Here is a 21,553-nt window from a genome sequence, read left to right on the forward strand (position 1 = left end):
CGCCATGTAAAAAGAAAATTGTCTAAAGGAGAACACCAGCTATACATTTGTGTATGACAACATCCATCGGCTGGGAGCTCTATCGCTCGTTTCTCGCGGTGCTGCAGGAGGGCTCCCTTTCTGGCGCGGCGCGTGCGCTGGGGCTCACACAACCCACCATCGGCCGCCACATCACCTCGCTCGAAGAGCACCTGGGTGTTGCGCTTTTCACGCGCTCCCAGGCCGGGCTCCTGCCCACCGAGGCCGCAGCTGCCCTGCGCGCCGACGCCGAGGCCATGCAGACCGCCGCGGCGGCGCTGGAGCGCACGGCGGGCGGACTGGGCACAGACGTGCAGGGGGCCGTCCGCATTTCGGCGAGCGAGGTGGTCGGTGCCGAGGTGTTGCCGCCCATCCTGGCCGAACTGCGGGCGCTTCACCCGAAGCTCCAGCTGGAACTTGTGCTCAGCAACCGGTTGCAGGACGTGGTGCGGCGCGAGGTCGACATCGCGGTGCGCATGACGCCACCCCAGCAGGAGGTGTTGCTGGCCACACGCGTCGGTGACGTGCCGCTCGGGCTGCACGCGCACCGCGTCTACCTCGACCGGCACGGGGTGCCGGGCAGCCTAGCCGATCTGAAACAGCACGCCCTGATCGGGTTCGATCAGGAGACGCCGTTCCTGCGGTCGGCGCGCGCCGGCCTGTCGCTCTGGTCGCGCGAGCACTTTGCGCTTCGCTGCGACAGCGACCTGGCCCAGCTGGCCCTGCTGCGCAGCGGTGCGGGCATCGGCATCTGTCAGCTGGCGCTGGCCCAGCGCCAGCCCGACCTGGTCAGGCTGCTGCCCGACGCGTTCTCGTTCTCACTGACCAGTTGGGTCGTGATGCACGAGGGCTTGAAGAGCAACCCGCGCTGCAGGGCCGTGTTCGACGGACTGGTCGCGGGGCTGCGGCGGTATGTGCACCACGGCGCGGCACCAGGCCATGAGCAGCCTTCGCCGTCCTGAAGCCGTTGGTGCGGGGTGCGCGTGGCCAGTACCATCGCCCCCCATGACCGAAGACACCCAGGACCCCATCCACGAAGACCGCGTGTGGAGCGACGAGCGCTGGACGGCGCGCGTGATCAAGAACGAAGACGACGACGGCTGGGCCGTGGCCATGTTCCTCGAAGGGCAGACCGAGCCCGCGCTGGTCGGCCCCTGGACCATGGGGCGCGACAAGAAGAACCCCAAGCCACTGGATGTGAATGCCTTCAACACGCTGGTGAAGACGGCCAGCGAGTTCATCCGCCGCTCCGAACAGCAGCGCCACGCCGAGCTGAACAAGAGCGTGAATGTGACGGTGGACGGGCGGCGCCTGCGCGTGGCGCTGGCCATCGTGCCCGACGAAGGAGGCGCGACCGCCACGCTGCGAGCGACCGACGAATATGGAGAGGAACTGGCCTGCGTTCCGGTGCCACCGACCTTCCGGCTGAACGTGGCCAGTGCCGAGGCCTGGGTGTTGTCCGGTTACGAAAAACCACGCCGATGAGCGCTGGCCGGGTCCGCTCTGCGCCAGAATGCGCGCCTCGTCCCATTTGCCGAGCCACTTGAACCCTCCCGATCCCACCTCCGTCTGGCCCGAACCGCCGTCCATCGTGGCCGCGCGCTCGGAGATTGCCTTGCGCCTGTCGTGGATGACGTCGGTGCTGGGCCTGGGGCTGTTCGCGGTGGACCGCTTCATCGGCACACCGGTCACGGCCGACAGCATGATGACGCTGGTGCTGGCGTTCATGGGGGCGCTGGCCTGGTTGCTGTTGAAGATCCGCCGCTACAACAGCGTGGCCTGGCTGCTGGTGGTCTTCCTGTTCGGGATGGCGACGGCGTCGACCTGGTTCTTCGGTTCGGTGCGCACGATCAACATCGTGCTGATCCTGATGGGGCAGGTCGCGGCGGGCATCTTCCTGAGCCGGCGCGGGCTGCTCTGGACCACCGCGGCCGCGGTGGCGCTGCTCGGTCTGCTGACCTGGGCCGACGCCGCCAGCCTGCTGGCCGGAGAACCGCGCTTTGCCGTGAGCTGGCGCAACTGGCTGTCGCAGAGCGCGAGCCTGGTGGGGGTGGCCGCGATGATGTCCCTCAACCGCACGCAGGTGCGCCTGGCGCAGGAGCTGCACCTTCGGGAAGCCACGCAGCGCCTGCAGACCCAGCTGGACCGCGACCTGGGGCAGAGCCGGTTCTCGCGCCTGTTCCGGGCCAGCCCCACGCCCATCTTCGTGCAGTCCATGCGCAATGGCGCCATCCTGGATGCGAACCTGGCGTTTGAAAGCGTGCTGGGCTACACCCGCAAAGAGGTGCTGAGCCGGCGCGACGGGTTCCTCTGGCTGCACGACGAAGCCTATGCGGCGTTCTCGCAGGATCGCCGGGCCCGCCAACGCACGGGGTGGCACACCATCACCGGCATCGGACGCAATGGTCAGCAGGTCCCTCTGCAGATCTGCAGCGAGCGCGACGACGATGCGGACGATGGCTTGCGCATCACGGTGTTGCGCGTGCCCGGTCACACGACCAGCGCGATGCCGACGGTGTACGCACCACTGGAAGGAGGCCAGGGTGCTTGACTCCCTGCCGCTCGAGGATCCTTCCGAGATCGAACGCAGCCAGCATCGGCACCACAACCGCAGCCTGCGCTGGGTGCAGTTGTGCGTGGCGCTGCTGCTGGCGGGCATGGCCCTGGCGGACCACCTGCTGGCGCCACCCGGCGAATCCCTGGCGCACATTTCCTGGTCGATGGCGGGTGTGGCGCTGCTGTCCTACCTGCTGCTGCGATCGCACCGGCGCCGCTGGGAGAGCCCGCTGGTGGTCACTGGCATTCTGATGGTGGCGGCCTGGTCGGTGTACAGCTTCGGCTCGGTGCGGGCGGCGTCCGGGTTCGCATTCCAGGCTGCAGTGGTCATGGCCGGCACCTACCTGAGCCTGCGCGCGCTGCTGGCCACCACGGTGGCCAGCGTGGCCATCCTGGGCGGGCTGACCTGGGCCGAGACGGGCGGGTACCTGCCACCGGCGAACATGGAGGCCGACCTGCGCTACTGGCTCACGGGCAGCGCCATCCTGCTGCTGATAGGCTTTCAGCTGCACCAGACACGGCGGTCGACCGACGAGGTCTACCGGCGGCGGCTGAGCCAGATGGAGGACCGCTTGCGGCTGGAACACGAGCGCGACCGTTCCCTGCGCCGCTTCCGGCGCATCTTCCAGCTCAACCCCACGGCCCTGGTGGTGCAGGCGGCCAACACGCAGGCCGTGGTGGAGGTCAACCCTGCGTTCGAGCGCTGCCTCGGATATCCGGGCGCCCAGGTGGAGGGGCTGCGCGCGGACACCTTTTGGGCTGATGCGCAGCAGTGGCAGGAGCACCGCCGGGTACTGTTTGAAAAAGGCCACACTGGGTGGCAGCAGGCCTGGTGGCGCCATGCCGACGGCCATTCGGTCGATGTGATGGTGTGCAGCGAGCTGAATGAAGACCCCGGCGGCCTGCTGATTCTGACCACGGTGGTGGACGAAAGCAGCGCACATGACATTCCGGGCGCATAATCTCCCCCGCGCGGGCATTTGGTCCGTGCAATTCAAGTGATCGGTCAGTTTCGCGTGCCACGGTGCACTTTCGGGTTTGTTGTGCTTTCGGGACCCCATCGCTTTTTGTGTATCCGCTTTCTTAGGAGTCCTCCATGGGCAACAAACTTTACGTCGGCAACCTGCCGTATTCCGTGCGCGACGAAGACCTGCAACAGGCCTTCAGCGAATTCGGCTCTGTCAGCAGCGCCAAGGTCATGATGGAGCGCGACACCGGCCGTTCCAAGGGTTTCGGCTTTGTCGAAATGGGCAGCGATGCCGAGGCGCAAGCCGCCATCAATGGCATGAACGGCCAGTCCCTGGGTGGCCGCAGCGTCACCGTGAACGAAGCCCGTCCGATGGAAGCCCGTCCCCCCCGCACCGGCGGCTTCGGCGGCGGTGACCGTTCGGGCGGCGGCGGCTACGGCGGTGGCAACCGCTCCGGTGGCGGCGGCTACGGCCGCGGCGGCTACTGAGCCCTGCAGATCTGCTGAACCGGCTTCGCGCCGGGTCCAGTGAAAAAGCCCCGGAGCTTCGGCCACGGGGCTTTTTTCATGGGCGGCTGCCGGGGCTGGCAGCCGTACTGGATTGGAGTTTCAGCGGCGGATGCGCCGGCCCGTCTTGAACACCCACCAGACCACGCTCAGGCAGGCGGCCATGAAGACCAGCGTCATGCCGGTGCTGATGGCGATGTGCACGTCGGCCTGGCCGTAGAAGGCCCAGCGCAGTCCGCTGATGAGGTAGACCACCGGATTGAATAGCGAGACGGTCTGCCAGGGTTCGGGCAGCATGTTGATGCTGTAGAACGCACCGCCGAGGAACGTGAGTGGCGTGATCACCAGCAGCGGGATCACCTGCAGCTTCTGGAAGCTGTCGGCCCACAGGCCGATGATGAAGCCGAACAGGCAGAACGAGACCACCGTCAGCAGCAGGAAACCGACCATCCACACCGGGTGGGCGATGTGGTAGGGCACGAAGAAGCGCGCGGTGAGCAGGATCAGCGTGCCCAGCAGCAGGCTCTTGCTGGCGGCCGCGCCCACGTAGCCCAGCAGCACCTCGACCCAGTTCACCGGCGCGCTCAGCAACTCGTAGATGGTGCCCGACCACTTGGGCATGTAGATGCCGAAAGAGGCGTTGGAGATGCTCTCGGACAGCAGCGAGAGCATGAGCAGGCCGGGGATGATGTAGGCGCCGTAGTCCACACCGCCGATGTCGCCCATGCGCGATCCGATGGCCGTGCCGAAGACGATGAAGTAGAGCGAGGTGGTGAGCACCGGCGCGATGATGCTCTGCGCCCAGGTGCGGAAGGCGCGGTTCATCTCGAACATGTAGATGGCGCGCACGGCGTGGATGTTCAGACCCGTCATGCTCAGGCCTCCGCTTTCTGTTCGTGGACGAGGCTGACGAAGATGTCTTCGAGCGAGCTTTCGCTGGTGCGCAGGTCCTTGTAGGCGATGCCCTGGGCGGCCAGCGCGGCCAGCAGCTCGGCGATGCCGGTGTCGTCCTTCTGGGTGTCGAAGCCGTAGGTCAGTGTCAGGCCGTCGGCCGAGAGCTGCAGCGGCCAGTGCGCCAGCGCCCCGGGCACGGCGGCCAGCGGCTGCGGCAGCGACAGCGCCAGTTCCTTGCGGCCGAGCTGGCGCATCAGTACGTCCTTGTCCTCCACCACGATCAGCTCGCCCTTGCGGATCACACCGATGCGGTCGGCCATGTCCTCGGCTTCCTCAATGTAGTGGGTGGTGAGGATGATGGTGGTGCCGGCTTCGCGCAGCTGGCGCACCAGGCGCCACATGTCGTGCCGCAGCTCCACGTCCACGCCCGCACTCGGTTCGTCCAGGAACAGGATCTTGGGTTCGTGCGACAGCGCCTTGGCGATCAGCACGCGCCGCTTCATGCCGCCCGAGAGCGTCATGATCTTGTTGTCCTTCTTGTCCCAGAGCGAGAGGTCTCTGAGGATCTGTTCGATCAGCGCCGGGTTGGGCGCCTTGCCGAACAGGCCGCGGCTGAAGCTGACCGTGGCCCAGACGGTTTCAAACGCGTCGGTGTGCAGCTCCTGCGGCACCAGGCCGATGGTGGCGCGGGCCTGGCGGTAGTCGCGCACGGTGTCGAAACCGTCGGCCGTGATGGTGCCCTCTGTGGCGTTGCTCATGCCGCAGATGGTGCTGATGAGGGTGGTCTTGCCGGCGCCATTGGGGCCGAGCAGAGCGAAGATCTCGCCGCGGCGGATGTCCAGGTGGATGTTCTTCAGCGCCTGGAAGCCGCCCGCATAGGTCTTGCTCACGCCGCGCACGCTCACGATGGCGTCGGGCAGCGGGGAAACGGGGTTGAGGGTCATCCCGCCATTGTGGCCGGGGTGGCGCCCGCCTGCTCAGCGGCGCGCGTTGTCCCCAATGCCCTGGGCGAATCGCTGCAGCAGTTCCTCTGGCAGGTCGTGGCCCATGCCAGGGATGAAGTCGGCTGTGGCGTTGGCGATGCGCTGTGCCAGGTCCTCGCCGCAGGCCACGGGCACCAGCGGGTCGTCCACACCATGGATCACCAGGGTCGGCGCCTGGATGTGGGGCAGCAGGGCCGAGCGGTCGCCGTCGGCCACCACGGCCAGCAGCTGCCGGGCCGAGCCCGACGGGTGCCAGGCGCGCTGCACCGACTCCAGCGCCCGCGCCCGCAGGGCCTGGTAGTCGCTCGGGAAGACGGGGCTGCCGATGAGATACATCACCTGGATGATCCAGTCCACGGCGGCGTCGGCGCCCGGCTTCATGGGCCGCGACATGAGCGCGCGCCGCACACGCCACGAGGGCTGGGGCAGGCGGCGCGAGCCGCTGGTGGTCATCATCAGCGTGAGGCTGGCGACGCGCTCGGGCGCCATGGCCGCCAGGTGCTGGGCGATCATGCCGCCCATCGACGCGCCGCACACGTGGGCCTGTTCGATGTCGAGGGCGTCGAGCACGCCCAGCGCGTCGCGCGCCATGTCGGCCAGCGAGTAGGGGCTGTGCACCGGCAGGTGCATCGCGTGGCGCAGCGCGGCCAGCGCCATGTTGGGCACACCGGCGGCGTCGAAGCCCTGGCTCAGGCCGATGTCGCGGTTGTCGAAGCGAACCACGCGAAAGCCCTGCTGCACCAGCATCTGCACCATGGCCTGCGGCCAGGCGATGAGCTGCATGCCCAGGCCCATGATGAGCAGCACCACCGGGCCATCGGCAGGCCCCTGGTCGTCGACCTCGATGCGGATGCCGTTGGCTTCGATCTTCATGCTCAGTACCAGCGGGTCAGCGCTTCGGGCTGGTGCGCCACCCCGAAGAACCAGCGCCGTGCACCTTGCACATCGAAGCGCTTCCAGTGGTCGGGGTCCTGGCGCAGGCGGTCGGCAATGGCGTACATCGCCATCGGGTTCATGCCCATGCCGATGTGGCTGGCGTGCACCTCGATGTTCTCGGTGTGGGCGTGGCGCACGGGGTTGATGCTGCACTGCCAGGCCACCACGCCGTCGGTCTTGCTGTAGATCGAGGTGGTGGGCACCGGTGGCGGCCTGCGCACCTGGGCCAGCAGTTCCTCGTCGTGCGGGTGCTGGCCGCTGACCAGCTGGTAGAAGCGCCAGGCGTTGGTGGCCTTCGGGTGACCGGTGAAGGGCGTGCCCAGGGTGATCACGCAGCGCACGAGCTCGGGCAGCTCCTTGGCCATCTCGCGCGCGTAGATGCCGCCCAGGCTCCAGCCGATCAGGCTGATCTTGCCCCGGTGTTTTTTGTGCAGCGCCTCGATGCGCGCGCGGCAGCCTACGAGCACGCCGTCGCGCGGACCGAGGTTGAAGCCCTGCTCCCAGCCGTAGGCGGTGTAGCCGTGCTGTTTCAGGAACCGGCGCAGCGCCAGCGTGCTCATGTCGTTGGCGCCCAGGCCCGGGAACACCAGCACGGCGTGGCCGTCGCCCGAAGGCATGCGGGAGAGCCAGGGCGAGACGGCCGCCAGGGCCATGGCCTCCCACGGCGCGCGCGCCTCCAGCATCATCAGCCAGAGGCCGGGCGGCACGGTGTGCAGCCTGGCCTCGGTGTCTTGATCCGGTGGTGGGGTGGTCTGGCGGCGGGGGCGGGGACTCATGCGTGCGCGGAATCTGGGGGGCAGCAGGCCATGTTAGCCAGCGCGTACCCTTTTCTTTGGTGCGGCAGCCCTAGAGGCGGGTCGCTTGCGGGACACAGGTGGGGGTTTCAGTGCGGCATCTGGCACGGTCACGCCTACCGGCAGCGCCCGCAGTTCCTGCATCGCCGCATCCACCGCCCGCGTCAGTTCCTTCACGTCTGGCAGCGCCGAGGCGTCGGCCATCAGCCCGAAGTCCATCGCGGCGTCGAAGCTCTGCACCGTGATATTGAGCGCCAGGCCATGCACCACGATGCTGGTCGGGTGGTTCGACCGCACGCGGGCGCCGGCCAGGTACAGCGGCACCTGCGGGCCGGGCACGTTGGAGATGACCACGTTCGCCACCTGCGGCAGGCGCTCGGCGGCTTTGGCCTTGCCGTAGAGCGAGGCCGCGGCCTCGATCAGCCAGGGCACGCCGATGGAGGGGAAATCGGTGGGCAGGATGCTCTTCATGCGGCCCATGGTCGACTTCATCGCCCCGGTGGCCGCGCGGATGTGCGCCAGCCGCTTCGCGGGGTCGGCCAGATGGGTGCCCAGGCTGACCAGGCTCATCGAGGCCTGGTTGTCGGGGCGCGTGTCGCCGGCCTCGCGCAGCGAGATCGGCACCGCGGCCACCAGGCTCTTGCGCGGCAGCGCGCCGCGCTGCTGCAGGTAGGCGCGCAGCGCGGACGAACAGAGCATGAGCACCCCGTCGTTGAGCGTGGCCCCATGCGCGCGCGCCAGGGCCTTGAGTTCGGCCAGCGGCACACTGGCCGCGGCGAAGGCGCGTGCAGGGGTGACGGTGGCGTTCATCGGGGTGGCTGGCGCCAGGGTGACATTGCCCGAGCCCTGGCCCAGCAGGTTCTTCACGCTGAGCACGCTGCGGGCCGTGCCGGCGACGGTGCCCAGCGTGGCCGGCAGCTCGCGCACGATGCGCGCCACCTGCAGCGCCTCGTGGCTCAGCGCGCCGCGCAGCATCTCGACCATGTCGAGCCGGAAGGTCCTGGTGCGCCGGGAAGGGCGGATCTCGATGTCGCGTGGCTCGGGGGTCAGGTCGAACAGCACATTGGCCAGCGCCACCGCGGCCTGGCCGTCGACCGCGGCGTGGTGCAGCTGGGTGACGAGGCCCACCTGCTTGCGCCCCGCGGCGCTGCGCGGCAGGCCCTCGATCACTTGCATCTTCCACAGCGGCCGGTGGCGGTCCAGCAGCACCGGGTGCAGCAACGAGACCTGCTCCTCCATCAGCGTGCGCGCGTCGGCGCGCGACGCGCTGCCACGCGGCAGCTTGATCTCGACGATTTGCTCGCTGAGGTCGGGCTCCGCGTCGACCCAGGCCGGGTTGGCCAGGTTCAGCGGCATCCACCACAGGCGCCGGCGCAGCACCGGTGCTGCGGGCAGGCGGGCCGCGATGTGCCGCCGCAGGTCGTTCACATACCGCCCGCGGTGGCCGGCCGGCAGTTCCAGCAGGTGCATGGCGCCGACGTGCATCGGCATCTCCGGCGTTTCCAAGTAGAGGAAGGTGGCGTCCAGGCCGGAGAGTTGTCGCATGCCCATGGCGTGTCCCGGTGAGTGTGGCTGTCGCTGGCCATTGTGGGCCGTTGTCTCGGCGCGGGAAACCGATGCCTGTCTCTTGCGCAATAACTGTATTTATGTACAGTATCGAACTCGATCCCACCCGCCATGAACGACGTCCACATTCCCCTGAGTGCCCTCAAGGGCCGCGGCGTGGCCCACCGCCAGCCGCACCGCTTCGAGCGCGACCAGCGCGCCGCCTTCGACGACGGCTGGAACACGCTGGACGAGCAACTGGCCGAAGGCGAAGAGGCCGCCGCACCCGCCACCGAGGTCACGTTTGAAGAGGCGCGCAGCGCGATCACCACCAACGACTCGCCCGACATCGGCTTCCGGCTCGGCCTCAACCCCTACCGCGGCTGCGAACACGGCTGCGTCTACTGCTACGCGCGGCCCACACACAGCTACCTCAACCTATCGCCAGGTCTCGACTTCGAAACGAAGATCGTCGCCAAGCGCAACATCGCCGAGCTGCTGCGGCGCGAGCTGCTGGCGCCGCGCTACCAGCCCGATCTGCTGGTGGTGGGCACGGTGACCGACGCCTACCAGCCGGTGGAGCGCGAGCTGCGGCTCACGCGCGCGGTGCTGGAGGTGCTGAGTGCGGCGCAGCACCCGGTGGGCATGGTGACCAAGGGCAGCGGGGTGGAGCGCGACCTGGACCTGCTGGCGCCCATGGGGCAGGCCGGTCTGGCGGCCGTGTACGTGACGGTCACGACGCTCGATGCGAAGCTTGCCCGCGTGCTGGAGCCGCGCGCCGCCGCGCCGCACCGGCGGCTGCGCACCATCCGCACCCTGGCCGAGGCGGGCGTGCCCACCGGCGTGAGCGTCTCGCCGCAGATCCCTTTCCTCAACGACGACATGGAGCGGGTGCTGGAGGCGGCGTACGAGGCTGGCGCTCGGCGCGCCTTCTACCAGGTGCTGCGCCTGCCCTGGGAGCTCTCGCCCATGTTCCGCCAGTGGCTGGACCTGCACTACCCCGACCGGGCCGAGCGTGTGATGGCGCGGGTGCAGGACCTGCGGGGCGGCAAGGACTACGACGCCGATTTCGCCACGCGCATGAAGGGCCAGGGCATCTGGGCCGACCTGATCCGCCAGCGCTTCGTCAAGACCTGCGACCGTCTGGGCTTCAACCGGGAGCGCGAGCGGCTCGACCTGAGCCGATTCCGGCCCGCCGCGCTGCGCGGGCAGGGGGATATGTTCTAGGCCCTGAGCAGTTCCATGGCGTCGACGCGCCAGTGGTGCAGCGCTTCGTAAAAACCTTCCCACACACAACCGTTGCAGCCGCGCCCACAGCAGCTGTCGGGCTCGGGCGGCGGCGGGCGCAGCACCGCGTCCAGGTCGATGCCGCGTTCCCGCTGCGCGCGGCCGCGCAGGTGGGCGATCAGGGCGCGGGCGGTGGCCAGGTTGCCCAGCGGCAGCAGGCCCGGGTCGTGCGGCGTGAAGCGCGGCTGTTCCTTGCCCTCGAACACACCGTGTTCGGCGAACATGGCCGCTGGCCGCACCCAGAGCCCGAAGCCGCCGTAGAGCGCACGGTACAGCGTCATGCCCTGCAAGGTTTCGCTGCAGCGCACGGTGTCGATCACGTCGTACCAGCCGCCCTTGTAGTGGCGGTACAGGCCGGGCGGGGTGGCGTTCAGCGGTGGCAGGTCGTGGTCGGTCGGTGCGGTCATGCAGAAACAGGAAACGGAAGACGCTCAGTCGTTGGCCATCAGCCGGCCCATGCGGTGGGCCAGTTCCACCGCCGAGGCCACGCCGAGTTTTTCGAAGATGTTGGCGCGGTGGAATTCCACCGTGCGCTGGGCGATGCCCAGGTGATCGGCGATGTTCTTGTTGTAGTGGCCAGCCAGCAGCTCGTCGAGCACCTCGCGCTCGCGCGCGCTCAGCGCGGCCAGGGCCTGCTGGAAGCGCAGCTTCTCCCGCGCCTCGGTTTGCAGGCGCACTGCGGCCTGGCAGGCGGCCTCTACCTTGTCCACCAGCTGGTTGTTCTGGAACGGTTTTTCCAGGAAGTCCCAGGCGCCGTTCTTGACCGCGGCCACCGCCATGCCCACGTCGCCGTGGCCGGTGAGGAAGAGCACCGGCCAGGGCCAGCGGGCGGCCTTGAGCTGTTCGAAGGTGGCCAGGCCCGAGAGCGGCTCCATGCGGATGTCCAGCAGCACCACGCTGCAGGCACGGGCCAGTTCACCCAGCTCGCCGCGCTGCAGCGCTTGCACGAAGGCGTCGCCGCCGGTCCACACGCGCGTGGGCAGGCCGCGCGAATCGAGCAGCCAGGCCAGGCCGTCGCGGAAGTCCGCGTCGTCGTCCACGATGTGGACCGGCGGGTTCGGAGGGGTCAGGGGTTCAGGGGCAGCCACAGCGTGAATTGTGCGCCGAGCAGGTCGGGGCAGTCGCTCAGGTCGATGTGGCCGTGGTGCGCTTCGGCGATGGAGCGGCAGATGGCCAGGCCCATGCCCATGCCGCCGGGCTTGTGGCTGGCGAAGGCGTCGAACACGGTGGCGCGCTGCTCGGGCGGCACGCCGGGGCCGCTGTCGCACACGCGCAGACCGACCTGACCGTCGCCGGTCACCAGGCCCACGCGCACGGTGGGCGGGGTGCGGCCGCTGCGCGCGGCCCACTCGCCGGCGTTGAGCACCAGGTTGTGCAGCGCGTTTTCCAGCAGCAGCGCGTCGGCCGGCACGGTGGGGCCGTCGCCCCCGGGCAGGGCCAGCTCCAGCCGAACGCCCTCGGGCAGCGGCACGGCCTGGGCCACGCGCGCGGTCCAGGGCGCCAGGGCCAGCGGCAGGCGCACGGTTTCCTGGCGCCGGGCCAGGGCGTTCACGCGCTGGATCACGCGGCCGGCCTTGTCGGCCATGCGCTCCATGCGCTCGACCACCGGCACGATCTCTTCGAGCGTGATGCGCTGCTCGCGCACCCGGTTGAGCAGGCCGATGGCGAAGCTGCTGAGCGCGCCCAGCGGCTGGTTGAGCTCGTGTGCCAGGGTGGACGCCACCTCGCCCATGGCCACCAGGCGGCCCGAGGCTTCCAGCTGTTCCTGCTGGCGCGCGGCCAGGCGCTCGATGCGGCGGCGCTCGGTCACGTCCAGCACCGAGCCGACCCAGCCCACCACCTCGCCACTGGCCAGGCGCAGCGGCGCGCTGTGCGCCAGCACGTCCAGCCGCTGGCCATCGCGGTGCTGCAGCTGCAGGGCCAGGGCCTCGGGGGCTTGCGCAGCACGCTGCACCTGTTCGAACTCGTCGCCCTGGTCGACGAGCCAGTAGGGGAGTGGTCCGGTGTGTGCCATCAGCTCGGCCGGCGTCCAGCCCACCAGGCGGGCGAAGGCCGGGTTCACGTGCAGCAGGCGGCCCTGGGTGTCCCAGGCGCGCAGGCCCAGCGTCACCGAGCGTTCCATGGCGGTGCGCAGCGCCAGCTGGGTCTGCAGCCGCGCCTCGGCGCGCTGGCGGCGCGCGCTGTCGCGCCACAGGGCCAGCAGCGCCAGCAGCATGCCCAGCAGACACAGCAGGGCCACGGCGAAGAAGGCGCGCGGCGCCAGCGGTGGTGTGCTGTCGGTCGGCGCGACCCGCAGGCGCAGCTGGGCGCCCGGCAGCTGGATGGGGGCGGTGAAGTGCAGGCCTTCGTCGGGCGCGGCCGTGCTGTTCTCGTCGGCCAGCGCGACGTTGTGGTCCTGCAGGAACCAGGCGGGCAGCACGTCGGCCAGCAGGCGCGTCAGCGGCACCGCGGCCACGGCGTCGCCGGTGAAGCGGCCCTGTTCAAAGTGCGGCACGGCCAGCCAGAGCCAGGCGCCGCCACCGTCGGCCGTGGCGAAGGGGCCGGCGTAGGCCGGGCGCTGCAGGCCGCGTGTGGTGTCCAGCATGGTGGTCAGTGCGGCGACCTGTCCGGGATCTTGCGCCGCGGCCTGCAGTTCGGCAGGCCAGGCGCTGCGCCCGCCCGGCGGCGCGGCCGGCACCCAGCCGTGGAAGGCGATGCGGCCGGGGCTTTGCCACCAGGGGCCGTGGCGCGCGGCCACCGCCTGGTCGTCGCCGCCATTCTGGTGGGCCTGGGCCAGCGCGGCCAGATCGGTTTCGAGGCGGCGGAAGTGGAAGCGCAGGGTCTGGTCCAGCCACTCGGCGTCTGCGGTGCGGCGGCGGTCGGCCTCGCGCGCTTCCTCGCTGCGCAGGAACAGCCACAGCGCCAGTGCCGACGCGGCCACCAGCAGCAGCAGCGCCACCAGCCAGCCCATGGCGCGGCGCGTCAGGGCGGCGGTCTGGCGCGTGTCCAGATCGAGCGAGTCGAGGTCGGCTGCGGGCCGGGTGGGTGGGTCGGAGGACATGGGCCCGCTAGCATAGCCAGCATGTCCGTCGAACGCCCGTCGCCGCCCATCCTTCCCGTGCCGCGTTTGCGCCGCCGGGCGCTGCTGGGCGCGGTCAGTGCCCTGGTGGGCGGCCCGGCGCTGGGGGGCGCGCCGCCGGTGCTGCTGCGCTTCTCGCACGTGGTGGCGCCCGACACGCCCAAGGGCCAGATGGCGCTGCGTTTCCAGGCCCTGGTGCACCAGCGCGGGGGAGGGCGCATCCGCGTCGAGCTGCACCCGGACTCCCAGCTCTGGGGCGATGACGACGAGATGGAGGCGCTGCGACTGGGCGCGGTGGAGATGCTGGCGCCCTCGCTGTCGAAGTTCGGCATGGCGGGCGTGCCCGAGTTCGAGGTGTTCGACCTGCCCTACCTCTTCGCCGACCTGGCCCAGGTGCGGCGTGTGACGCAGGGGGCTGTGGGGCGCGGGCTGCTGGAGCGGCTGGCGCGCCAGCAGATGCGGGGGCTGGGCTTCCTGGACAACGGCTTCAAGCAGATGAGCGCCCGGCGCGCGCTGCGCACCCCCGCCGACTACCGCGGCCTGCGCGTGCGGGTGCAGGCCTCGCAGGTGCTGGGCGAGCAGATGCGAGCCCTGGGCGCACAGCCGGTGGTGCTGCCGTTTGGCGAAACCCAGCGGGCGCTGGCCAGCGGCGTGGTGGATGCGGCGGAGAACCCGCCGAGCAACTTCCTGACCCAGGGCCTGGCCGCGCTGCAGCCGCACCTGACCCTGACGCAGCACGGTTACCTGGGTTACGCGGTGGTGACGCACCCGCGCTTCTGGGCCAGCCTGTCGCGGGCCGACCGGGCGCTGGTGGACGAGGCGCTGGCCGAGGCACTGGCCCACGGCAACCGGCTGGCCGAGGCGCTGGACCGCCAGGCCCTGGCGAGCCTGCGCCAGACCCCTGGCCTGCAGGTGCATGCGCTGGAACCCGCCGAGCGCGAGGCCCTGCGCCGCCACCTGCGGCCGGTGGCCGACGGTTTCGGGCGCAGCGTCGGCGCGGGGTTGCTGCGCGACGTGCAGCGCGCCATCCAGACGGGCTGATCCGCGCAGTACGTAGTTCTACGACTGTTGAACACCACAGTTGGCGCGCGGCGGGGGGCTGCGTATCGTCCCGCATCCCCCAAAACAGCCCTCAGGAGACACGCCATGGCTGCAACCGCCGAGCGCAAGCCGCTCTACAAATCCCTCTACGTCCAGGTCCTGGCCGCCGTCACCATCGGCGTGCTGCTGGGCCACTTCTACCCGGCGCTGGGTGAGCAGATGAAGCCGCTGGGCGATGCCTTCATCAAGCTCATCAAGATGATCATCGCGCCCATCATCTTCTGCACCGTGGTGGTGGGCATCGCCGGCATGGAGGACATGAAGAAGGTCGGCAAGACCGGGGGCCTGGCCCTGCTGTATTTCGAGGTGGTGTCCACGCTGGCGCTGGTCATCGGCCTGCTGGTGGTCAACTTCGTGCAGCCCGGCAGCGGCATGCACGTGGATGCCGCCACGCTGGACACCAAGGCGATCGCCGCCTACACCGAGCCCGGCAAGATGAAGGGCACGGTCGACTTCCTGATGGGCGTGATCCCGACCTCGGTGGTGGACGCCTTCGCCAAGGGCGACATCCTGCAGGTGCTGCTGTTCTCGGTGCTGTTCGGCTTCGCGCTGCACAAGTTCGGCGGCCGCGGCACCCTGGTGTTCGACTTCATCGAGAAGTCGTCCCACGTGCTGTTCGACATCGTCGGCATCATCATGAAGGTGGCCCCCATCGGTGCCTTCGGCGCCATGGCCTTCACCATCGGCAAGTACGGCATCGACTCGCTGTTCTCGCTGGGCAAGCTCATGGGCACCTTCTACCTGACCTGCCTGATCTTCGTGTTCGGCGTGCTGGGCCTGATCGCGCGCCTGCACGGCTTCTCCATCGTCCGGTTCATCAAGTACATCAAGGAAGAGCTGCTGATCGTGCTGGGCACATCGTCGAGCGAATCGGTGCTGCCGCGCATGATGGAGAAGATGGAGAACCTGGGCGCCCGCAAGTCGGTGGTCGGCCTGGTGATCCCCACCGGCTACTCGTTCAACCTCGACGGCACCTCGATCTACCTGACCATGGCCGCGGTGTTCATCGCCCAGGCCACCGACACACCCATGACGCTGGTGCAGCAGCTGACCCTGCTGGCCGTGCTGCTGTTGACCTCCAAGGGCGCGGCGGGCATCACCGGCAGCGGCTTCATCGTGCTGGCGGCCACGCTCTCGGCCGTGGGCGGCGTGCCCGTGGCCGGCCTGGCGCTGATCCTGGGCATCGACCGCTTCATGAGCGAAGCCCGCGCCCTGACCAACCTGGTCGGCAACGGTGTGGCCACGCTGGTGGTGGCCAAGTGGACCGGCGACCTGGACATGCAGCGCCTGAACGAAGGCCTGGCGCACCCGAGCGCGCAGGAAGCCGACGAGCCCGAGGCCATCCTCGACCAGCAGGTGGCGCACATGGCGGTGAGCGCTGACGCGCCGCGCTGAGCGGGGTCATGCCGGGCGACCACCCGGCCCCATGTGCTTTGCGTCACACTAGCGCGGCAGTCGGTGACTGTTCCGTTCCAATCTGACGAGGAGGCGTGCCATGCACATGGCGATGGTGGTGGTTGTGGCAACTCTGGCGGGCTGGACCCATGGCGGCTGAAGCCAGTTCGGGCAGCCTGATCCAGGTGGTGAGCCTGCTGGGCGCGGCGGTGGTGGCCGTGCCCCTGTTCAAGCGCCTGGGCCTGGGCTCGGTGCTGGGTTACCTGGCCGCGGGCCTGGCCATCGGTCCGTTCGGCGCCGGCCTGTTCAACGATCCGCAGAGCATCCTGCACACCGCCGAGCTCGGTGTGGTGATGTTCCTGTTCGTGATCGGACTGGAGATGCGGCCCTCGCACCTGTGGAACCTGCGCCGAGCGATCTTCGGCCTGGGCAGCCTGCAGGTGGTGGTGTGCGGCGCGCTGCTCACGCTGGTGGGGGTGGCGTTCGGCTTCTCGTGGCCGGTGTCCTTCGTCAGCGCCATGGGCTTCGTGCTGACCTCCACCGCCATCGTGATGCAGCTGCTGGGTGAACGCGGTGATCTGGCGGCACCGCGCGGTCAGAAGATCGTGGCCATCCTGCTGTTCGAAGACCTGCTGATCGTGCCGCTGCTGGCGCTGGTGGCCTTCATGGCACCCCCTGTTGCCGGTGAGGTGGTGGCCTCGTCAGGTGCGCGCTGGACGGCGGTGGGCATGGCCCTGGCCGCCATCGGCGCGCTGGTGGCGGCCGGCCTGTGGCTGCTCAACCCGATGTTCCGTGTGCTTGCCAACGCCAAGGCGCGCGAGGTCATGACCGCCGCCGCGCTGCTGGTGGTGCTGGGCGCGGCGCTGCTCATGCAGCTGGGGGGGGCTGTCCATGGCCATGGGCGCTTTCCTGGCCGGTGTGCTGCTGTCGGAGTCCACCTTCCGGCACCAGCTGGAAGCCGACATCGAACCCTTCCGCGGCCTGCTGTTGGGGCTGTTCTTCCTGGGCGTGGGCATGTCGCTCGATCTGGCGGCGGTGGCGAGCAACTGGCCGCTCATCGTCTCGGGCGTGCTGGCGCTGATGGTGGTCAAGGCGCTGTGCATCTACGGCGTGGCGCGTCTGGCCAGAAGCTCGCACATCGACGCACTGGACCGTGCCGTGCTGATGGCCCAGGGCGGCGAATTCGCCTTCGTGCTGTTCGCGGCGGCGCTGGCCTCGCGGGTGATCGATCCCGTGGTCAACGCCAACATGACCGCCATCGTGGTGCTGTCCATGGCGCTCACGCCGCTGACCGTGCTGATTCACAAGCGCTTCGCGCGCCAGGCCGAGGTGTCGATGGACGGCGTGGAAGCGGTGGGCGAGCGCACCGCCACCGTGCTCATCGTCGGTTTCGGCCGTGTCGGCCAGATCGCCAGCCAGGGCGTGCTGGCGCGCGGTGCCTCGCTGACCATCATCGACAACGACACCCAGGTGATCCGCGACGCGGAGTCCTATGGATTCAAGGTCTACTACGGTGACGGCAGCCGCCCGGACGTGCTGCATGCGGCCGGCGCGCACGCCGCCAGCGCGGTTCTGGTGTGCATCGACGACCGCGCCGCCGCCACCCACATTGCCGAGATCGCCAAGCACGCCTGCCCGCAGGCGCGTGTGCTGGTGCGCGCCTTCGACCGCGAGCATGCGGTCGAGCTGTCCAGGGCGGGTGCCGACTTCTTCGTGCGCGAGACGTTCGAGTCGGCCCTGCTGCTGGGCCGAGAGGCGGTGATCGCCACCGGTGCGAGTGCGGAAGAGGCCGACGAGGTCATGGCCGAGGTGCGCCGCCGCGACGCCAGCCGCTTCGACCTGGAGCTGGCCGGCGGCCTGTTCGCCGGCCGGGCCCTGGTGCTGGGCAACATGGCGAACAAGGACGCCGCCCATGGCGGCGTCACAGGCTGACGGCTGAGCCGTCAGCCTTGGTTCAGAGCTTCAGGCCTGCGATGTAGCTGTCGTAGCGCCACTCGGAGAACTTGCTCCACAGCACCTGGTCGCGCTGGAAGGCGCGCATGTCCTGGTGGATCTTCTTGAACTCGGGCGCCTTGGCCTCGTGCTCGGCGAACACCTCCATCGACGCCTTGTAGCCTGCGTCCATGATGGACTTGTCGAAGGCGCGCAGCTTGGTGCCGGCGGCCACCAGGCGGCGCAGGGCGGCCGGGTTCTGGGCGTCGTACTTGGCGGTCATGTCGCGCGCGGCCACGGCACCGGCTGCGCGCACGATGGCCTTGTTCTCGGCCGACAGCGCATCGAACGCCTTCTTGTTGATGAAGAACTCCAGCTCGGCGCCGCCTTCCCACCAGCCGGGGTAGTAGTAGTGCTTGGCGACCTTGTGGAAGCCGAGCTTTTCATCATCGAACGGACCGACGAACTCGGTGGCGTCCAGCGTGCCCTTCTCCAGCGCCTGGTAGACCTCGCCCGCGGGCATGTTCTGCGCCACCACGCCCAGCTTGGTCATGGCCTCGCCGAACAGGCCGCCGCCCATGCGCATCTTCAGGCCCTTGAGGTCGGCCGCCGACTTGATCTCCTTGCGGTACCAGCCGCCCATCTGGGTGCCGGTGTTGCCCGCGCTCATGGAGGCGATGTTGTACTGGGCGTAGAACTCGTCCATCAGCTTGCGGCCGTTGCCGTGTTCCATCCAGGCGTCCATGTGGCGGGCGGTCAGGCCGAAGGGCACCGCGCAGCCGAAGGCGAAGATGGGGTTCTTGCCGGTGAAGTAGTACGAGGCGGTCTGGGCCATCTCGATGGTGCTGTTCTGCAGCGCATCGACCACGCCGAACGGCGGCACCAGCTCGCCCGCGGCGTGCACCGACACCTCGAACTTGCCACCCGACAGGGCCTTGACGGTTTCCGAGAACTTCTCGGCCGAACCGTAGATGGTCGGCAGCGATTTGGGGAAGCTCGACGCGAGGCGCCAGCGCACGGCGGCCTGGGCGTGCACGGCGGGGGCTGCGCCAGCGGCGAGCACACCTGCGATGCCGGCGTTTTTGATCAGGGAACGACGATCCATGGTTTTCTCCGGGATGAAAAATGCCGGTGCCCCGGGGCGTCGGGCGCCCCGGTCGCCCGGCGGTTGGCAAACCGGTGAACCTTACCAGAGACGAGGGTTAACCCTTATCACCTACCGGACGCAGACATGGGTCGGGGCAGCGAGGGATGCGGCAGGGCCGGCACCGGGTGTCGTTGTGTGGCGGCACGTCCCTCGGCCCAGGCGCTGCGCCAGGCCGGCAGGGTCTGCGACGGGTCCTCGCCGAGGCCCCGCACCACGCAGCCGCCGGCCGCGCCCGCGGCGGCCACCGCCTGCAGCTGTGCCGGCTCCAAGACGCCACCGATGCCCACCACCGGCGCAGGCGCCATGTGGGCCCACCAGGCCAGGTTGTCCAGGCCCTGGGGCCGCCAGGGCATGTCCTTGGTGGTGGTGGGCCAGACCGGGCCGCAGGCGATCAGGTCGGGCTGCAGCGCGGCGGCGCGGCACAGCTCCCAGAGGCTGTGCGAGCTCAGGCCCAGTTGCACACCGGCCTCGCGTGCCGCCTGCAGCGCGGCGCGGTCGCTGGCCGTCAGGGCCAGCAGGTCTTCCTGCCCCAGGTGCAGGGCGCGGGCGCCGGCCTGCAGCGCGGTCTGCCAGTGGTCGTTGACCACCAGCGTGATGCCGGCCGCGTCCGCCGCGCGCTGGCTGCGGACGATGGCGGCGTGCAGCTGCGCGACCCAGGTGCCGTCGTCCAGGCCCGCCGGGCGTTTCATGCGCAACTGGATCGTGTCCACCGTGGGCGTGGCGCTCAGCACCGACTCCACGCGCTCGGCGCTGTCGACGATGGCGTAGACACCGGGGTCGCGGCTGCGCGCTTTCGAGGGCCAGGCGGTCGGTGCCTGCGTGCCAAGCGACAGGCGGGGCAGCAGGCAAGGGTCGGTGCAGAAGCCTTCGCGGGCCACCACCGGCCCTGCGCCGCGCCCCACGGCGCGCGCGTGGCGCAGCGCGTGGGTGGTCGCCATCTTGGCCAGCACGGCGGCGTCGGCCGCCACGAAACCGAGTGCCAGTGCGGCGGCCAGCGAAGTGGCGAAGCTGCAGCCGGTGCCGTGGTGGTGGGGCGTGTCCACGCGCGGCAGCGTCAGCCAGCCACGGGCGTGCGGCGTGTCGATCCAGTCGTGTGCGAGCCCGGGTGTGGCGGCGTCGCCGCCCGTGATCACAACCGCCTGCACACCTTGCGAACGCAGCGCAGAGGCCATGGCGGGCACGCCGTTGTCTCCGTCCGGGCCGAGCAGCAGCACCGCCTCGTGCTGGTTGGGCGTGATCGCGGTGGCCCGGGGCAGCAGCTCGTCGCGGTAGGCCTGCATCAGCGCCTCGTCCACGAAGCCGGCGCCGGTGCTCGCCCGCAGCACCGGGTCGATCACGAAGGCCAGCGGCGCGCGCGTGCGCAGCCGGTCGACCCTGCGCGCCAGCACCCGCGCGTTGGCGGCGCTGCCCAGCAGGCCGGTCTTGATGACAGCGGGCGGCATGTCGTCGGCCAGTGCGGCCAGCTGGGCGTCCAGCAGATCGGGCGGCACCGCGTCGATGCGGGTCACCGCGGTGGTGCTCTGTGCTGTGACGGCGGCGACCACCGGGCACAGGTGCACGCCGAAGGCGTCGGCCACGCGCTGGTCGGCCGCGAGGCCGGCGCCGCCGCCGCTGTCGGTGCCGGCGATGCTCCAGAGGATGGGGTGCGTGTTCATGCGATCAGGAACGGGTGTCCGCCGACGGGGGTTGAGGCCACGGCCATGTCCTGCGGCGCCATCACGCCGGCCTCGTAGGCGGTGCGGCCCGCCTCGATGGCCAGGCCGAAGGCGCGCGCCATGCGCACCGGGTCCACCGCCTGGCTCACGGCGGAGTTCAGCAGCACGGCGTCAAAGCCCAGCTCCATGGCCTGCGCCGCGTGGCTGGGTGCGCCGATGCCGGCGTCCACCACCAGCGGCACGCCGGGCAGGCGCGCGCGCAGGGTGCGCAGCGCGAACGGGTTGATCAGGCCCTGGCCGGAGCCGATGGGCGCGCCCCAGGGCATCAGCAGCTCGCAGCCCGCATGGAGGAGGCGCTGGCAGGTGACCAGGTCGTCGGTGCAGTAGGGGAAGACCGCGAAGCCGTCCTTGATGAGTTGCGCCGCCGCCTCCACCGTGCCCCAGGGGTCGGGCTGCAGGGTGTGCTCGTCGCCCACCACTTCGAGCTTGATCCAGCGCGTGCCGTAGAGCTCGCGCGCCATGTGGGCCAGGGTGATGGCCTCGCGCGCGGTGCGGCAGCCGGCGGTGTTGGGCAGCAGGTGCACGCCGCTGTCCACGATGCCCTGCACGAAGCCGTTGTCGCCGGCCGCGGCCAGGGTGCGCCGCAGGCCGACGGTGACGACCTGCGCGCCGGAGGCCGCGATGGCCTCGCGCAGCACCTGGGGCGAGGGGTAGCCCGCGCTGCCCAGCAGGAAGCGGCTGGACAGCTTGGTGCCGTAGACGGTGAGGGTGCTCATGT

The 21,553-nt window shown here is 69.8% G+C and carries 19 protein-coding genes and 2 pseudogenes; 9 read left to right on the forward strand and 12 right to left on the reverse strand.

Annotation, left to right across the window (positions count from 1 at the left end; genetic code table 11):
• The first annotated feature begins 53 nt into the window (after positions 1–53).
• The 5 genes from HFL01S_RS07200 (at position 54) to rbp (ending at position 4,030) form a co-directional block, all read left to right on the forward strand.
• The gene (locus HFL01S_RS07200) at positions 54–980 is read left to right on the forward strand and encodes a LysR family transcriptional regulator (protein ID WP_066256711.1); all 927 of its coding nucleotides are present in this window, start codon (positions 54–56) and stop codon (positions 978–980) included.
• A gap of 43 nt (positions 981–1,023) precedes the next feature.
• Positions 1,024–1,503, forward strand: a complete 480-nt coding sequence (locus tag HFL01S_RS07205; RefSeq protein ID WP_066256713.1) for a hypothetical protein — start codon at positions 1,024–1,026, stop codon at positions 1,501–1,503.
• Positions 1,504–1,561: 58 nt separating this feature from the next.
• On the forward strand, positions 1,562–2,569 hold the full coding sequence (locus HFL01S_RS07210; RefSeq protein WP_066256715.1) for a PAS domain-containing protein: 1,008 nt from the start codon (positions 1,562–1,564) through the stop codon (positions 2,567–2,569).
• Positions 2,562–3,536 carry a PAS domain-containing protein gene (locus tag HFL01S_RS07215; RefSeq protein WP_066256718.1) on the forward strand — a complete coding sequence of 325 codons (975 nt, stop codon included), beginning with the start codon at positions 2,562–2,564 and terminating at the stop codon, positions 3,534–3,536. The genes HFL01S_RS07210 and HFL01S_RS07215 overlap by 8 nt, the downstream gene beginning before the upstream one ends.
• Positions 3,537–3,670: 134 nt before the next feature.
• Positions 3,671–4,030: an RNA-binding regulator gene (rbp, locus tag HFL01S_RS07220; RefSeq protein ID WP_066256720.1), complete on the forward strand. Its 360-nt coding sequence runs from the start codon at positions 3,671–3,673 to the stop codon at positions 4,028–4,030.
• Between the two features lie 120 nt (positions 4,031–4,150).
• Here the strand turns inward: rbp and HFL01S_RS07225 are convergent, their stop codons facing one another.
• From HFL01S_RS07225 to HFL01S_RS07245, 5 genes are read right to left on the reverse strand one after another with little or no spacing between them, the layout of a single operon-like run.
• On the reverse strand, positions 4,151–4,912 hold the full coding sequence (locus HFL01S_RS07225) for an ABC transporter permease (RefSeq protein WP_066257019.1): 762 nt from the start codon (positions 4,910–4,912) through the stop codon (positions 4,151–4,153).
• A gap of 11 nt (positions 4,913–4,923) precedes the next feature.
• Positions 4,924–5,886: an ABC transporter ATP-binding protein gene (locus HFL01S_RS07230; RefSeq protein WP_066256723.1), complete on the reverse strand. Its 963-nt coding sequence runs from the start codon at positions 5,884–5,886 to the stop codon at positions 4,924–4,926.
• Between the two features lie 33 nt (positions 5,887–5,919).
• The gene (locus HFL01S_RS07235) at positions 5,920–6,798 is read right to left on the reverse strand and encodes an alpha/beta fold hydrolase (RefSeq protein ID WP_066256726.1); all 879 of its coding nucleotides are present in this window, start codon (positions 6,796–6,798) and stop codon (positions 5,920–5,922) included.
• Between the two features lie 2 nt (positions 6,799–6,800).
• Complete coding sequence (locus HFL01S_RS07240; protein WP_157538796.1) at positions 6,801–7,637, reverse strand: alpha/beta fold hydrolase; 837 nt, start codon at positions 7,635–7,637, stop codon at positions 6,801–6,803.
• 33 nt (positions 7,638–7,670) lie between these two features.
• Positions 7,671–9,200 carry a wax ester/triacylglycerol synthase family O-acyltransferase gene (locus tag HFL01S_RS07245; protein WP_169802317.1) on the reverse strand — a complete coding sequence of 510 codons (1,530 nt, stop codon included), beginning with the start codon at positions 9,198–9,200 and terminating at the stop codon, positions 7,671–7,673.
• Positions 9,201–9,332: 132 nt separating this feature from the next.
• On the opposite strand from HFL01S_RS07245, the gene HFL01S_RS07250 reads away from it, so the two are divergent.
• Positions 9,333–10,427, forward strand: coding sequence for a PA0069 family radical SAM protein (locus HFL01S_RS07250; RefSeq protein WP_066256730.1), 1,095 nt, complete (start codon positions 9,333–9,335; stop codon positions 10,425–10,427).
• On the opposite strand, the gene HFL01S_RS25630 is transcribed toward HFL01S_RS07250, so the two are convergent.
• The 4 genes and pseudogenes from HFL01S_RS25630 to HFL01S_RS07265 form a co-directional block, all read right to left on the reverse strand.
• On the reverse strand, positions 10,424–10,552 hold the full coding sequence (locus HFL01S_RS25630; protein WP_439648598.1) for an oxidoreductase-like domain-containing protein: 129 nt from the start codon (positions 10,550–10,552) through the stop codon (positions 10,424–10,426). The two genes, HFL01S_RS07250 and HFL01S_RS25630, sit on opposite strands and share 4 nt — an antisense overlap.
• A 111-nt stretch (positions 10,553–10,663) precedes the next feature.
• A pseudogene (locus HFL01S_RS25635) lies at positions 10,664–10,894 on the reverse strand (DUF1653 domain-containing protein); the annotation flags it as partial.
• Positions 10,895–10,918: 24 nt separating this feature from the next.
• A complete protein-coding gene (locus tag HFL01S_RS07260) occupies positions 10,919–11,575 on the reverse strand; it encodes a response regulator transcription factor (RefSeq protein ID WP_245644749.1) in 657 nt (218 codons plus the stop codon).
• Positions 11,554–13,527 (reverse strand): two-component system sensor histidine kinase NtrB, encoded by a 1,974-nt coding sequence (locus tag HFL01S_RS07265; RefSeq protein WP_066256733.1) that lies wholly within the window; start codon positions 13,525–13,527, stop codon positions 11,554–11,556. The genes HFL01S_RS07260 and HFL01S_RS07265 overlap by 22 nt, the downstream gene beginning before the upstream one ends.
• Before the next feature lie 21 nt (positions 13,528–13,548).
• On the opposite strand from HFL01S_RS07265, the gene HFL01S_RS07270 reads away from it, so the two are divergent.
• The 3 genes and pseudogenes from HFL01S_RS07270 to HFL01S_RS07280 all read left to right on the forward strand — a co-directional run bounded on the left by HFL01S_RS07270 (position 13,549) and on the right by HFL01S_RS07280 (position 17,973).
• A complete protein-coding gene (locus HFL01S_RS07270; protein ID WP_066256735.1) occupies positions 13,549–14,586 on the forward strand; it encodes a DctP family TRAP transporter solute-binding subunit in 1,038 nt (345 codons plus the stop codon).
• A 105-nt stretch (positions 14,587–14,691) separates the two neighbouring features.
• Positions 14,692–16,041: a dicarboxylate/amino acid:cation symporter gene (locus HFL01S_RS07275; RefSeq protein WP_066256738.1), complete on the forward strand. Its 1,350-nt coding sequence runs from the start codon at positions 14,692–14,694 to the stop codon at positions 16,039–16,041.
• A 149-nt stretch (positions 16,042–16,190) separates the two neighbouring features.
• Positions 16,191–17,973, forward strand: a pseudogene (locus HFL01S_RS07280) (monovalent cation:proton antiporter-2 (CPA2) family protein).
• Positions 17,974–17,995: 22 nt separating this feature from the next.
• Here HFL01S_RS07280 and HFL01S_RS07285 read toward each other — a convergent pair.
• From HFL01S_RS07285 to HFL01S_RS07295, 3 genes are all read right to left on the reverse strand, one after another.
• Entirely contained in the window at positions 17,996–19,078 is a 1,083-nt protein-coding gene (locus tag HFL01S_RS07285) for a TRAP transporter substrate-binding protein (protein WP_066256739.1), read from the reverse strand.
• A 107-nt stretch (positions 19,079–19,185) separates the two neighbouring features.
• The gene (locus HFL01S_RS07290) at positions 19,186–20,775 is read right to left on the reverse strand and encodes a bifunctional hydroxymethylpyrimidine kinase/phosphomethylpyrimidine kinase (protein ID WP_066256742.1); all 1,590 of its coding nucleotides are present in this window, start codon (positions 20,773–20,775) and stop codon (positions 19,186–19,188) included.
• On the reverse strand, positions 20,772–21,551 hold the full coding sequence (locus tag HFL01S_RS07295; protein ID WP_066256747.1) for a thiazole synthase: 780 nt from the start codon (positions 21,549–21,551) through the stop codon (positions 20,772–20,774). Before HFL01S_RS07295 ends, HFL01S_RS07290 begins: the two co-directional genes overlap by 4 nt.
• Positions 21,552–21,553 lie beyond the last annotated feature (2 nt).

This window comes from Hydrogenophaga flava NBRC 102514 (assembly GCF_001571145.1).
GTDB classification, from domain to species: domain Bacteria; phylum Pseudomonadota; class Gammaproteobacteria; order Burkholderiales; family Burkholderiaceae_C; genus Hydrogenophaga; species Hydrogenophaga flava.